General features: G+C 69.2%; 11 protein-coding genes and 1 pseudogene. 4 read left to right on the top strand and 8 right to left on the bottom strand.

From position 1 onward, the window contains the following. Positions 1 to 70 precede the first annotated feature (70 nt). The 4 genes from Taqua_RS08600 to rfbB form a co-directional block, all read right to left on the bottom strand. Positions 71 to 598 carry a FlgO family outer membrane protein gene (locus Taqua_RS08600; RefSeq protein ID WP_235587504.1) on the bottom strand — a complete coding sequence of 176 codons (528 nt, stop codon included), beginning with the start codon at positions 596 to 598 and terminating at the stop codon, positions 71 to 73. Positions 599 to 633: 35 nt separating this feature from the next. Next, on the bottom strand, positions 634 to 1,320 hold the full coding sequence (locus Taqua_RS08595; RefSeq protein WP_144326285.1) for a hypothetical protein: 687 nt from the start codon (positions 1,318 to 1,320) through the stop codon (positions 634 to 636). Positions 1,321 to 1,386: 66 nt separating this feature from the next. Continuing rightward, positions 1,387 to 2,358, bottom strand: a complete 972-nt coding sequence (rfbD, locus tag Taqua_RS08590) for a dTDP-4-dehydrorhamnose reductase (RefSeq protein ID WP_058615465.1) — start codon at positions 2,356 to 2,358, stop codon at positions 1,387 to 1,389. Next, on the bottom strand, positions 2,355 to 3,461 hold the full coding sequence (rfbB, locus tag Taqua_RS08585) for a dTDP-glucose 4,6-dehydratase (protein ID WP_144326284.1): 1,107 nt from the start codon (positions 3,459 to 3,461) through the stop codon (positions 2,355 to 2,357). The genes rfbD and rfbB overlap by 4 nt, the downstream gene beginning before the upstream one ends. 353 nt (positions 3,462 to 3,814) lie before the next feature. Here rfbB and Taqua_RS08580 point away from each other — a divergent pair, with 353 nt between their 5' ends. Continuing rightward, positions 3,815 to 4,321, top strand: a complete 507-nt coding sequence (locus tag Taqua_RS08580) for a ComEA family DNA-binding protein (protein ID WP_144326283.1) — start codon at positions 3,815 to 3,817, stop codon at positions 4,319 to 4,321. A gap of 78 nt (positions 4,322 to 4,399) precedes the next feature. Beyond that, on the top strand, positions 4,400 to 4,657 hold the full coding sequence (locus Taqua_RS08575; protein ID WP_144326282.1) for an acyl-CoA-binding protein: 258 nt from the start codon (positions 4,400 to 4,402) through the stop codon (positions 4,655 to 4,657). 73 nt (positions 4,658 to 4,730) lie between these two features. On the opposite strand, the gene Taqua_RS08570 is transcribed toward Taqua_RS08575, so the two are convergent. After that, positions 4,731 to 6,836 (bottom strand): molybdopterin-containing oxidoreductase family protein, encoded by a 2,106-nt coding sequence (locus Taqua_RS08570; protein WP_144326281.1) that lies wholly within the window; start codon positions 6,834 to 6,836, stop codon positions 4,731 to 4,733. A gap of 88 nt (positions 6,837 to 6,924) precedes the next feature. Between Taqua_RS08570 and Taqua_RS08565 the strand changes: the two genes are divergently transcribed. Beyond that, positions 6,925 to 8,136: a M20 aminoacylase family protein gene (locus Taqua_RS08565; RefSeq protein ID WP_144326280.1), complete on the top strand. Its 1,212-nt coding sequence runs from the start codon at positions 6,925 to 6,927 to the stop codon at positions 8,134 to 8,136. 9 nt (positions 8,137 to 8,145) lie between these two features. Here the strand turns inward: Taqua_RS08565 and Taqua_RS08560 are convergent, their stop codons facing one another. The 3 genes from Taqua_RS08560 to Taqua_RS08550 are packed head-to-tail and all read right to left on the bottom strand — an operon-like array spanning position 8,146 to position 10,433. Then, positions 8,146 to 8,988, bottom strand: coding sequence for a type III pantothenate kinase (locus Taqua_RS08560; protein WP_144326279.1), 843 nt, complete (start codon positions 8,986 to 8,988; stop codon positions 8,146 to 8,148). A gap of 46 nt (positions 8,989 to 9,034) precedes the next feature. After that, positions 9,035 to 10,159: an MBL fold metallo-hydrolase gene (locus tag Taqua_RS08555; RefSeq protein WP_144326278.1), complete on the bottom strand. Its 1,125-nt coding sequence runs from the start codon at positions 10,157 to 10,159 to the stop codon at positions 9,035 to 9,037. Positions 10,160 to 10,187: 28 nt separating this feature from the next. Then, positions 10,188 to 10,433: a metal-sensitive transcriptional regulator gene (locus Taqua_RS08550; protein WP_144326277.1), complete on the bottom strand. Its 246-nt coding sequence runs from the start codon at positions 10,431 to 10,433 to the stop codon at positions 10,188 to 10,190. A gap of 209 nt (positions 10,434 to 10,642) precedes the next feature. Here Taqua_RS08550 and Taqua_RS08545 point away from each other — a divergent pair. Next, a pseudogene (locus Taqua_RS08545) lies at positions 10,643 to 12,793 on the top strand (methylmalonyl-CoA mutase family protein); the annotation flags it as partial. Positions 12,794 to 12,937: the final 144 nt, after the last annotated feature.

Genomic DNA, 12,937 nt, shown 5'->3' with positions numbered 1-12,937 from the left:
CCGGCGGGATCAGGCGGTGATGATTGAACGAAGAAACCCGCCCCCATGCGGCGCAAGGAGCGGCTGGCCGTCAGTAGTCGCCCGTGGGCTTGCGCACCAACCGCTGCACCTCCCGATCCATCGGCAGGGCGTAATCATAACCGCGCAGAATCTGCCCGGACTCGGTGCGTACAAGCTTGATACTGACGTACACAAACTGACCGGCCACCGAGTACGTACCCACCAGCACCGCCCTGGCCTGGTGGGTGCGCGCAATGTCCTTGAGCTCACGCGACAGCAGCAGTTCGCCGGTTTGTTCGCGCACGAAGACGTCACCCCGCAGCTTCATCTCGCGCACGTCCACCCCTGCCGCCGCAGCGGCCGAGCTGTACTGCTCGGAAAGCGTGCGTCCCAACGGCGACGAGACGCGCAAGTCGTTGACATCCACGATCGTGGCCACCAGCATGGGCGACGCGTCGGCGGGGCTGAGACCAGCCACCAGTTGCTGCAGCGCTTCGCGGTTGGCTTTGATAAACGGGTGGGATGCCGCTTGCTCGTAGGTGGGCAGCGCCTGCGCTGCCGGGGTGGAGCTGCACCCCCCCAGCGTGATGGCGGCCACTGACAAGACCAAGCTCCCCAGCCAGACATGCGGTTTCATTGTGACACCACCTTGTACTCACGCACGGCAGGCAGACGCGGCGGCTGCATGAACAAGCCGACATCAGCGTCCTCGAGATAGTACACGCTGGTCATGCGCCCTAAGTGCCGGTCACCTTGCATGATGCTCGTGGTCAACACGAGCTCGGTGTGGGTGGGGCCACCCGTGTATTGGCTGCGCGCGATGTCAGCCACCGCAGCCAACCCGAGACCGCCGGCCAAGGCGGCATCTTGGTGCGCATGCACGCCCAAGTAGTGCGCGACGTACACACCCGCCGTCAAGGCCGTGAATATCCCAGGGATCAGGTGGGGGCGATCGCTTGAATGACGCACGAGCTGGGCTTTGTACACCACCTTGATGGGGGCGTCGGCCGATTCCACCACTTGCACACCCGCTTGGCTGAAGTGGGTCAGCAGCATTTCGCGGAAGACACGGTCGAAAACACTGGGATTGTCCGGCAGGGTAACTTGCACAACCGTGGCTCGACCACCCGCCTGTCCAGTACGCTCCAGCGTCGTGGCCATGGCGTGCTGCGCCACCACGTCCCAATGGCCTGCGGAACGCACTTTTTTTTGCGCCGTGTAGGGAAAGTTTTCAGCCACTGGGATGGGCGCGTGAGAGCACCCCCCCGCGGCCAGCAGCGCTACCAGCGCCGGCCCCACGATCCATCGTTTAGGGTTCATGGTCTTCCCCTCGAGCGGTGCTTGTGTGTTGGGCGGTTGTGACAGTATCAGCCTCGGGCTGCGCGGTCAATGCCCAGTACCCGTGGGCGCGCAGCAGCGTAGCGTGGGTGCAACGCTGGCCACCCACCGCGCCACCCCGTGCTGCCAAGGCGGCAGGTGCAGCCCGAATGTGGTTTGCAGGCGCGTCGTGTCGAGCCGCCCGTTGGATGGGCGGCGCGCTGGCGTGGGGTAGGCGGCGGTGGGGATCGGTTCGATCGCCTGCACGCGCCAACCGGCGTCGGGCGCGGCTTGCCGGGCTTGCTCGACCAGGTAGCGCGCGTAGCCGCACCAGGTCGTCGCACCGGCGGCGGCCAAGTGGTAGGTGCCGCTGAACGTGTCGGCCGCGCCGCCAGCGCTCAGCACACGGTGCAAGGCGTGGGCGGTGACGTCGGCGATCAGGTCCGCCCCGGTGGGCGCGCCCCATTGGTCGTCCACCACGCGCAGCACATCGCGCTCGCGCGCCAGCCGCAGCATGGTGCGCGCGAAGTTGCCGCCGCGCACGCCGTACACCCACTGGGTGCGCAGGATTAGGTGGCGGCAGCCGCTCGCACGCACAGCCTCTTCGCCCGCCAGTTTGCTGTGGCCGTACACACTCAGCGGCGCCGTCGGGTCGTCTTCGCGCCACGGGCGTTCGCCGCGGCCATCGAAGACGTAATCGGTGCTGTAGTGCACCAACCACGCCCCGCAGCGGGCGGCGGCCTGGGCCAGCACGGCCACGGCGTCGGCGTTGATGCGCTGGGCCAGCTCAGGCTCACGCTCGGCCTGGTCCACCGTGGTGTAGGCGGCGGCGTTGACGATGGCGGCCGGCCGCACCGCCGGCACGGTGGCCGCCAAACCTTCGAGGTCGGCGAGGTCACCCACCAGCGGCGCGCCCGTGGCGGGCTCGGTGCCACCGGCGCGGCCCAGCGCCACGAGCTCGCCCAGCGGCGCCAGCGCGCGCTGCAGCTCCCAGCCCACTTGGCCGTCTTTGCCCAGCAGCAGGATGCGCGGGGCGCTCATGCCGCCACCGCCGCGCCATAGTGCTGGGCCAGCCACGCGCGGTACGCACCGCTTTGCACGCGCTGCACCCACTCGGGGTGGTCCAGGTACCAGCGCACGGTTTTGCGCAAGCCCGTCTCGAACGTCTCGGCCGGCGTCCACCCGAGTTCGCGTTCGATTTTGCTGGCGTCCATCGCGTAGCGCCGGTCGTGCCCGGGCCGGTCGGTCACGAAGGTGATCAGCTCGCTGTAGTGCCGCACGGGCTGGCCGGTGCGCGCATCGACGACGGCGCGCGCCGGGGCCGGCGCCAGCTCGTCGAGCAACGCGCACACGGTGCGCACCACCTCCAGGTTGGTTTTTTCGTTGCGGCCACCGATGTTGTAGGTTTGCCCAGGCTGGCCCGCGTGCAGCACGCGGCGGATGGCGCTGCAGTGGTCACCCACGTAGAGCCAGTCGCGCACCTGCTGGCCGTCACCGTACACCGGCAGCGGCTTGCCAGCCAAGGCGTTGACGATCATCAGCGGTATGAGCTTTTCGGGGAAGTGGTACGGCCCGTAGTTGTTGGAGCAGTTGGTGGTGAGCACAGGCAGCCCGTAGGTGTGGTGCCAGGCGCGCACCAGGTGGTCGCTGGCGGCTTTGCTGGCCGAGTACGGGCTGTTGGGCTCGTAGCGGTGTTGTTCGGTGAACGGGGCATCGTGCGGCCCCAGGCTGCCAAACACTTCGTCGGTGCTGACGTGCAAGAAGCGAAACGCCGCCGCCTCGGGCGCCGGCAGGCTGCTCCAGTAGGCCCGCACCGCCTCCAGCAGCCGAAAGGTGCCCACGACATTGGTCTGGATGAAGTCCTCGGGGCCGTGGATCGAGCGGTCCACGTGGCTCTCCGCCGCGAAGTTGAGCACCGCCCGCGGCCGGTGCTGGGCCAGCAGCCGCTGCACCAGCGCACGGTCGCCGATGTCGCCCTGCACAAAGGTGTGGCGCGCATCGCCCTGCAGGCTGGCCAGGTTGTCCAGGTTGCCGGCGTAGGTCAGTTTGTCCAGGTTGACCACCGGCTCATCGGACTGCGCCAACCAGTCCAGCACAAAGTTGGCGCCGATAAAGCCCGCGCCACCGGTCACGAGTATCGTCATAAGCAATACATTCCCTATTGGGGGTAGGCCGATGCAGGCCGCCACCAGCAATCATGCGCTCAAGGTCGTCTCAGCGGATGTAGCCCCGTGCGCCGTCGGCTCGTTGAGGGGGTCGATCAAGCATGTCGGCGTACCGACGGCGAGCTCTGCCCATTGTAGACCGATGCAGTCCTTTCCCCTGGGGCAGGACCGAAGGTCAGCCGCCCCCAAGGCGCCCTCCCTGCCCGACGACCATGGCCCCAACCCGTTGCGCGGCGGCGCAACGGTGGGGTAGAGTCTTTGGCGCGGCGTTGGTGTATGCCGTGGTTGGCGCAGTGCGCCATGGTTGGGGATCTCGAAGGGAGGAGCCGTCGATGCCGACGTTTGTCCGAACTGGCGTCCGTGCGGGTTGGATCCGCCTGCGTGCGTGCATCCGGGCGCTGACATGGGTGTGGCTGGCGGCGTGCATGCCTGCACTGGCGCAGGTGCTGGAGGCCAACCAGGCCAGCGCGGCGCAGCTGGTCACGCTCAGCGGCGTGGGGCCCGTGCTCGCGCAGCGCATCGTGCAGTCCCGTCAGCACCGGCCCTTCAGCGGGTGGGACGATTTGCAAGCGCGCGTGGCTGGCGTCGGCCCCAAGACGGCCGAAAAACTCTCCGCCCAGGGGCTTCGGGTCAACGGGCGCAGCTACGGCACGGAGCTGGCGCAAGCCGCAGCCGCGGGGCGCGGCGCCAACCTTGCTCCGTCCGCTCCGCCACAGCCCCCGGCCCCGCCCACCGCACAGCCCTTAGGTGCGGCATCGCATCAACGCGCTGCGGGCAGACCCTCCGCGCCGCCCGCGGCGTACCCGGTGATCCCGGGGCTGTCGGCGCCCACGCGCTGAACGCTGCTGCGAGTGCAGCCAGCCGCCTGCGGCAGGTCACGGTTGACAAACGAACGAACGTTCGTATTATTACTGGCCATGAGCACCGACGCCCAAACCGCCTTCGAAGCCGCGCTGCAGCGCGTCAAGACGCTGACGCGCCGCCCGGACAACAACACCCTGCTGCAGCTGTACGCGCTGTACAAGCAAGCCACCGAGGGCGACAACACCAGCCCCAAGCCGGGCCTGACCGACCTGGTGGCGCGCGCCAAGTGGGATGCGTGGACCAAGCTCAAGGGCCTGGCCCGTGACGAGGCCATGCGCCGCTACGCCGCGTTGGTGGACACACTCGAATAACCAGCACCGCCGCGCGACGCCGCGGCCCGTGCCGAGCGCAGCGGCTGGGCCCACGGTCGTCCGAACCGCCAGGTCACGCCGCTGCGCAGCGGCGCACCTGCACGGCACAGTCGTAAAAGGTGGGGGCTCGGCCCAGGTCGGTCAGCGCCTGGCTGGTCAGCTCGTTGACGTTGGTGCCGTCGAGCCCGTCCTTGCGCCACCAGATACCCAGGCCGACGACGACACCGGGGCGCGCGCGGGTGGTGACGCGCGCGCGGGTGCGGTGCCGCCCGCGGTCGTTGAACACCTCGACGGTGTCACCGTCGGCGATGCCGCGCGGGGCGGCGTCATCCGGGTGGATTTCCAGACACGGCTCACCCTCGGCGTCACGCAGTGACTTGACGTTGACGAAGGTGGAGTTGAGAAAGTGCCGTGCCGGCGGTGAAATCATTGCCAACGGGTAACGTGGGTCGGCCCCGGCGGGTTCGTGGTTCGGCAACACCTCGGGCAACCCATCCAGCCCCTGCGCCGCCAGCGCGGCGCTGAACAGCTCGCACTTGCCCGACGGGGTCGGAAAACCCCCGTCGGCAAACGGCACGTCGGGCACCGGCAGCGGCGCCCAGCCATCGCGCAGCAGCCGCTCGAAGTCCACCGCCGTGCCAAACGCCTGCCGGCACAGCGTCAGGTCGTCGTCGTCGAAGCAGGGTTCATCGAACCCCAGGCGGCGCGCCAGCGCCCGAAACACCGCCGTGTTGGGCCACGCCTGCCCCTGCGGCGCGATCGCAGGGCGGTTCAGCAGCACGTCGGTGTGGCCGTAGCTGAGGTGGATGTCCCAGTGTTCCAGTTGCGTGGTGGCCGGCAGCAGGTAGTCGGCATGGTCGGCGGTGTCGGTCTGGAATTGCTCCAGCACGACGGTGAACAGGTCATCGCGGCGCAGGCCCTGCACCACCCGCCCTGACTGCGGCGCCACGGCCGCAGGGTTGCTGTTGTAGACGATCAGCGCCTCGATACGCGGCCCGAAGCTGCCCCCGCCGGGATGCAGCAGGGCGTCGCCGATGGTGCTCATGTTGATGGTGCGCGGTTGCGGGCAAGGGCTGCGCGCCAGCAGGTCCGGGCGGTACAGCACGTCGCGCTGCACCGGAAACCAGCCGGAGCTGGACAACAGCAAGCCACCGCCACGGCGCCGCCACGCCCCCAGCACGGCCGGCAGGCAGGCCACCGCGCGCACGGCGTTGCCGCCGCCGCGTGTGCGCTGCATGCCGTAGTTGAGGCGAATGCCGATGGGCTCGCCGCGCTCGAAACAGGCGCCCAGCTCGCGCGCCAGCGCCTCGATCGCCGCCACCGGCAGGCCGCACACCGCCGCCGCGCGCGCCGGGGGCCACTGCAGAGCGCGCGCCCGCAGCGCTTGCCAACCCACCGTGTGGCGCTGCAGGTAGTCGTGGTCCACCCAGCCGTGCACGAAGCACTCGTGCATCAGCGCGTAGGCCAGCGCGGCATCGGTGCCCGGCCGCAGCGCCAAGTGCAGGTCGCACTTGTCGGCCGTCTCGGTACGGCGCGGGTCGATGCACACCAGCTTGGCCCCGCAGCGCTTGGCCTGCTGCGCCACGCGCCAAAAGTGCAGGTTGCTGGCGATGCTGTGGCTGCCCCAGATGAGGATGAGCCGGCTGTCGGCAAAGGTGTGCACCGGCATGCCGACCTTGCCGCCCAACGTGACTTGTAGCGCAGCCGCGCCGGCGCTGGAACAAATGGTGCGGTCCAGCAGCGACGCGCCGAGGCGGTGAAAGAAGCGCGCCGCCATCGCTTCGCCTTGCACCAGGCCCATGGTGCCGGCGTAGCTGTACGGCACGATGGCCTGCGGGTCACGCGCGGCGATGGCGCGCAGCCGCGCGGCGATATCGTCCAGCGCCTCGTCCCACGACACGGGCTCGAAGCGTCCCGCCCCCTTGGGGCCGACACGCCTGAGCGGCTGCGTCAGGCGCTGCGGGTGGTAGACCCGTTCCAGGTAGCGGCTGACCTTGGTGCACAACACCCCGGCGGTCTGCGGGTGGTCAGGGTTGCCACGCAGGTACACGGCCCGCCCAGCGCGCACGGTGGTCACGAGCGAACAGGTGTCGGGGCAGTCGTGCGGGCAGGCGCCCAGCACCGTGGCGTCGTGCGCCGGTGCCGCGGCCGTGCCGTGGGTGGAGGCAGCGTGCGTCATACGCCCATCATAGACCGCCCACGATGGCGCAGGGGTCGCGCGGGGCATTGGCCTTCCGCGCCGCGGCGGCAGGCGCTACGATGGCGGCATGAAGCTGATCGAACCGATCGTGCAGCGCGCCGCCGAGTACGCCGCGCTGCGGCGTGACCTGCACGCGCACCCTGAGCTGTGTTTCGAGGAGCGGCGCACCGCCGCGCGGGTGGCCGAGCGGCTGCGGCAGTGCGGCATCGAGGTGCACGAGGGCCTGGGGCGCACGGGCGTGGTAGGTATCGTGCACGGGCGCGACGGCGGCGCCTGTGGCCGCATGGTGGGCCTGCGTGCCGACATGGACGCGTTGCCGATGACCGAGCTCAACACCTTTGCGCACGCCAGCCGCCACCCTGGGCGCATGCACGCCTGCGGCCACGACGGCCACACCGCGATGCTGCTGGCGGCGGCCGAGCACCTGGCGCGCACGCGGGACTTCGACGGCACCGTGGTGCTGATCTTCCAGCCGGCCGAAGAAGGCGGCGGTGGCGCGCGCGAAATGATCGCCGACGGCCTGTTCGAGCGCTGGCCGGTGCAGGCCGTCTTTGGCATGCACAACTGGCCCGGGTTGCCAGCGGGGCACTTCGCCGTCAGCGCCGGGCCGGTGATGGCCTCCAGCAACGAATTTCACCTCACGCTGCGTGGCAAAGGCGGGCATGCCGCCCTGCCCCACCTGGCGCAAGATCCCGTGCCCGCGGCGTGCCAGCTGGTGCAGGCGTGGCAAACCATCCTGACCCGCAACCTGAAGCCGGTGGAGCCCGGCGTGATCTCCGTCACGATGATGCGCGCCGGTGAAGCGACCAACGTCATCCCCGACCATGTGGAACTGCAAGGCACGGTGCGCACGTTCAGCGTCGAGGCGCTGGACCTGATCGAGGCGCGCATGCGCGGCATCGCCGACGGCGTGGCCGCTGCCTACGGCCTGCAGGCCGACTTTGCGCTGCGGCGCAACTACCCGCCCACCGTCAACCACGCCGCGCCCGCCGCGTTCGTGGCCGAGGTGATGCGCGACCTGGTCGGCCCCGACGCCGTGCACCCGCAGGAGCCAACGATGGGGGCGGAGGATTTCGCCTACATGCTGCAAGCCAAGCCGGGGGCGTACTTCTTCATTGGCAACGGCGACGGCGCGCACCGCGCCGAGCACGGGCCGGGCCACGATGCCGGGCCGTGCACGCTGCACAACCCGCGCTACGACTTCAACGACGCCCTGATTCCGCTGGGGGCCACGCTGTGGGTGGAGCTGGCGCGGGCGTGGCTGGCCCAAACGCGCTGACGACCCGCGTCAGCGCGCGGCGCCCAGCGCCGACGGGGTGGCGGCGGCCATGGCGGCTGCGGCCATGCCGAAGCGCTCGCGCGCGATCGTCAGCAGCCCATCGAAAATCAGGCCCTCGACCAGCTCGAACGGCACCGTCATGTACGGCGCCATTTTCCAACCCGCACCGCCGGTCATCAGGCACACGGGGTCTTGCTGGCAGTGCGCGCGCAGGTTGTCCCACATGCGCTGCACCGCGCCGGCGATGGCAAAGGTGCCGCCGCTGGTCAGCGCGTCGCTGGTGTTGGTCGGAAAGGGCCGCACATCGCCGGTGGGCACGTGCAAGCCCGCGGTCCCGGACTCCAGCGCGCGCAGCATGATGCCGTGCCCGGGCAGGATGATGCCGCCCAGAAAATGCCCGTCGGCGTCCAGCGCCTCCACCGTGACCGCCGTGCCCACCATGACGACGATACAGGGCCGCTGCTGCCCGCGCGCCAGCAGGCGCTGGCGCGCCCCGATCATGGCCACCCAGCGGTCTGAGCCCAGCCGCGCCGGGTGGTCGTAGCCGTTGACCACGCCCGCTTCTTGCGCGCGCGGCACCACCCACTGCGGCGGGGCGTCCCATTGTTCGAGCTGCTCTTCGACGCGGTGGCGCACGCCGGCGCCGGCCACGATGCTGCCCAGCACCCAGCGCGGCGCGCGCAGCTGGCGCCAGTCGCCTTCGGCCAGGGTTTCGATATTTTCGAGGAACTGCACGCCGTGGGCCAGCAGCCGCGCCCCCGGCAGGGGGGCGTCGTACAGCGCCCACTTCAGGCGCGTGTTGCCGACGTCGAGCGCCAGCAGCGTGGTGTCGTGCGGGGCCACCGGTGTCATGCAGCCATCATAAACCGGTGCACCGCCCGCCCACCGCGGCGGCCGATCAGTTTTGGCGCCACGGCAAACCGCGCCTGCGCCAGCCACCCAGCGTGCCGCGGTGGCCGTCAGCGTCAAGGTCGCCCTCGAACCCCTCCAGGATGTTGTAGGCGGTGGCCCCCAGCTCGGTGGCCCGGCGCGCTGCCGCGATCGAGCGCGCCCCGCTGCGGCACAGCATCAACAACGGCTTGCCCTGCGGCAGCAAGGCCCGCACACCGTCGTCGAACCCGGGGTTGGGCTGCATGCCAGGCCACTGCTTCCAGGCCAGCGCCACGGCACCGGGCACGTAGCCGACCCACTCGCGCTCGGCGTCGGTGCGCACGTCCACCAGCAGCGCCTGCCCCTGCTGCACCCAGGTCCAGGCCAGCTCCGGCGCGATGTCGCCTGCGTAGCCTTGCGCTGGCCGGGGCACCTCGCGCTCGGCGCCGTCGGCGTCGTGGCGCACGCCGCCGCGCAGGTTGGCCGGCACCGCTTCGTCGATGCGGTGCGGTTTGGGCAGGTTGAGGTTGGCCATGATGGCCACGAACTCGGCTAGGGTCTTGCCCGCCAGCCGCGGGTTGTGCGCCTTTTCGTGGCCGATGGTGGAGTGGGTGCGGCCGTGGTAGTCGTGCCCCGGCCACACGATGGCGTCGTCGGGCAGCGCGAACAGCACCTCGGTGATGCTGCGGTACAGCGCCTCGGCGTTGCCGGACTGGAAGTCCGTGCGGCCGCAGCCGCCGATCAGCAAGGTGTCGCCGGTGAACACGTGCGTGCGGCCCTCCACCTGCCACACGTAACTCATGCTGCCGGCGGTGTGGCCCGGCGTGGCCAGCGCACGCAAGCGCTGCGCGCCAAACGGCAACTCGTCGCCGTCGTGCAGCGGCTGGTGCACGGTGACGATGCCGCACGCCGCTGGAGCCGCGGTGCGTGCGCCGGTGTGCTCGGCCAGCCGCAGCGCGCTGGTGATGTGGTCGGCGTGCGCGTGCGTCTCCACCACCCAACGCAGGCGCAGACCGTACTCGCGCAACACCTGCAGGTCACGCTCCAGTTGCTCGTCCACCGGGTCGATGATGACGGCTTCGCGCGTGTCAGGGTCGAACAGCACGTAGGTGTAGGTGCATGAGTCGGGGTCAAACAGTTGGATCGGTCGCATACACGTCATCGTAGCCGTAAGCGGAACTTCAGGCAAAACGGGCCAGCAGGTTGGCCACGTCGTCGGGCGGGGTGTCCCCCTGCACCATCACACAGCCCACCATCGCATAAAAGGTTTTGTCCAGCGCCTTGCGGGCGGCGGCCAGTTGCTGCGCCACCTGCTCGCAGTCGGCGTCGCCTTCGATCAGGCGCTGGATGCCGCGCAACTGCCCCTCGACGCGCTTGAGGCGCAACAACAAGGCTTTTTTGCGCTCGGGGTCGTGCACGGTGGTCATGGCAAAGGCGCTGCATCACGTTCAGCTAAATACTCCAGATAGTATACGAATACGACCGCAGCGTCAAAAACAAGCCTGCCGCCCTCCGGTAGCCATGCGGCTTGATAACGCCGAAGGTTGCCGACCGTGGGGGCGGTGGGCCACCATTGACGTTTACGTAAACGTCAAACTAAACTTGCGCCCCACCCCACCAGCCGCAGGAGACCGCCGTGACCCAACTGAGCGCCGACTACCAAGCCCTGGCCCAGTACCGCCCGACGCACAAGGTGCGCTTCGTCACCGCCGCCAGCTTGTTCGACGGGCACGACGCCGCCATCAACATCATGCGCCGCATCCTGCAAAGCATGGGGGCCGAGGTCATCCACCTGGGGCACAACCGGTCGGTGGACGAGATCGTCACCGCCGCGCTGCAGGAAGACGTGCAGGGCATTGCCGTCAGTTCCTACCAGGGCGGGCACATGGAGTTTTTCACCTACATGGTGGACCAGCTGCGCGCGCGCGGCGCCGGCCACGTGCTGGTGTTTGGCGGCGGCGGCGGCGTCATCGTGCCCAGCGAAATCCGCGCGCTGATGGACTACGGTGTGGCCCGGATCTACAGCCCCGAGGACGGCCAGCGCATGGGGCTGCAGGGCATGATCGGCGAGATGGTCATGCGCTGCGACCATGACCTCTCGGGCTACGCGCCGCGCTCGCTGGAGGCCATTCAGGGCCACAGCGACACCGCGTGGCGGGCGCTGGCGCAACTGATCACCGCTCTGGACAACGGTCGGGCCGACCCTGCACTGCTGCAAGCGCTGCGCGAGCAAGCCCGACAGGTGCGTGTGCCGGTGCTGGGCATCACCGGCACCGGGGGTGCGGGCAAATCGAGCCTGACCGACGAGCTGATCCGCCGCCTGCGGCTGGACCAGGACGACGCGCTGCGCGTGGCCGTCATCAGCATCGACCCCAGCCGCCGCAAAAGCGGCGGCGCGCTGCTGGGCGACCGCATCCGCATGAATGCGATCGGCCCGTGGCGGCAGGGTCCACGCGTGTACATGCGCAGCCTGGCCACGCGCGACTTTGGCAGCGAAATCTCGGCCGCGCTGCCGGACGTGATCGCCGCGTGCAAGGTGGCGGGCTTTGACCTCGTGATCGTCGAAACGTCCGGCATCGGCCAGGGCGACGCCGCGATCGTGCCGCACGTGGACGTGCCGCTGTACGTGATGACACCGGAGTTCGGCGCGGCCAGCCAGCTCGAAAAGATCGACATGCTGGACTTTGCCGAGTTCGTCGCCATCAACAAGTTCGACCGCAAGGGCGCGCTGGACGCGCTGCGCGACGTGTCCAAGCAGGTGCAGCGCAACAAGGAGGCATGGGGCAAGCGCCCAGAGGACATGCCGGTGTTTGGCACGATGGCGGCGCGCTTCAACGACGACGGCGTCACCGCGCTGTACCAAGCGCTGCTGCTGCGGCTGGCCGAGCTGGGGCTGCACCTGCCGCTGGGCGTGGACGGCGGACGGCTGCCGCGCGTGCACACGCGCCACAGCTCCAACCTACACGCGATCGTGCCGCCGCAACGCAGTCGTTACCTGGCCGAAATCGCCGACACCGTGCGCGCCTACAAGCGGCGCGTGCACGAGCAAGCCCGGCTGGCGCGCGAAATCCAGCAGCTGCGTGCCACCGCGGCGATGCTGGCGGTGGACAAGCCCCACCGGCCCAAAGCCGCCGAAGCCACGCTGGACCTGGCCGCGCAGCGCGAGCAGCGCCTGCACCCCGACGCACGCAAGCTGCTGGCGCAGTGGCCCGACATGCAGAAAGCCTACGCCGGCGACGAGTATGTGGTCAAAATCCGCGACAAGGAGGTGCGCACGCGGCTGGTGCACACGACGCTGAGCGGCAACAAGATCCGCAAGGTCGTGCTGCCCAAGTACGAAGACCACGGCGAGCTGCTGAAGTGGCTGATGCTGGAAAACGTGCCCGGCAGTTTCCCCTACACCGCCGGGGTGTTTGCCTTCAAGCGCGAAAACGAAGACCCCACACGCATGTTCGCCGGCGAAGGCGACCCGTTTCGCACCAACCGCCGCTTCAAGCTGCTGTCCGAAGGGATGCCCGCCAAGCGTCTGTCGACGGCGTTTGACTCAGTGACGCTGTACGGCCACGACCCCGATCCGCGCCCGGACATTTACGGCAAGGTGGGCAACTCCGGCGTCAGCGTGGCCACGCTGGACGATATGAAGGTGCTGTACAGCGGCTTTGACCTGTGCGACCCCAGCACCAGCGTGTCGATGACGATCAACGGCCCGGCGCCGGCCATCCTGGCGATGTTTTTCAACACCGCCATCGACCAGCAGATCGACAAATTTCGGGCCGACAACGGCCGCGTGAACCGCCCCGGGAATCGAGGAGGCTGTTGGGTTTAAGTTGACACCTCCATCGAGGAGTCGCTGACGGCGAGTTGCCGCCAGTAGTTTGCCTCAGCTTCTGCCGGAGGAATGCCCCCAATCGGCGTGAGCAGTCGGGTTTGG

This window comes from Tepidimonas aquatica (assembly GCF_007556585.1).
GTDB classification, from domain to species: Bacteria; Pseudomonadota; Gammaproteobacteria; order Burkholderiales; family Burkholderiaceae_C; genus Tepidimonas; species Tepidimonas aquatica.
The sequence above is the reverse complement of the archived record's forward strand: the minus strand, read 5'-3'. Positions and strand labels throughout refer to the sequence as shown.

What these genes read in the sequence shown, in the direction of transcription:
- Taqua_RS08565 (WP_144326280.1), top strand. Translation starts at nt 6,925, where the DNA reads ATGAAGCTGATCGAACCGATCGTGCAGCGCGCCGCCGAGTACGCCGCG.
- Taqua_RS08550 (WP_144326277.1), bottom strand. Translation starts at nt 10,433, where the DNA reads ATGACCACCGTGCACGACCCCGAGCGCAAAAAAGCCTTGTTGTTGCGC.
- Taqua_RS08560 (WP_144326279.1), bottom strand. Translation starts at nt 8,988, where the DNA reads ATGACACCGGTGGCCCCGCACGACACCACGCTGCTGGCGCTCGACGTC.
- Taqua_RS08580 (WP_144326283.1), top strand. Translation starts at nt 3,815, where the DNA reads ATGCCGACGTTTGTCCGAACTGGCGTCCGTGCGGGTTGGATCCGCCTG.
- Taqua_RS08595 (WP_144326285.1), bottom strand. Translation starts at nt 1,320, where the DNA reads ATGAACCCTAAACGATGGATCGTGGGGCCGGCGCTGGTAGCGCTGCTG.
- rfbB (WP_144326284.1), bottom strand. Translation starts at nt 3,461, where the DNA reads ATGACGATACTCGTGACCGGTGGCGCGGGCTTTATCGGCGCCAACTTT.
- rfbD (WP_058615465.1), bottom strand. Translation starts at nt 2,358, where the DNA reads ATGAGCGCCCCGCGCATCCTGCTGCTGGGCAAAGACGGCCAAGTGGGC.
- Taqua_RS08555 (WP_144326278.1), bottom strand. Translation starts at nt 10,159, where the DNA reads ATGCGACCGATCCAACTGTTTGACCCCGACTCATGCACCTACACCTAC.
- Taqua_RS08570 (WP_144326281.1), bottom strand. Translation starts at nt 6,836, where the DNA reads ATGACGCACGCTGCCTCCACCCACGGCACGGCCGCGGCACCGGCGCAC.
- Taqua_RS08575 (WP_144326282.1), top strand. Translation starts at nt 4,400, where the DNA reads ATGAGCACCGACGCCCAAACCGCCTTCGAAGCCGCGCTGCAGCGCGTC.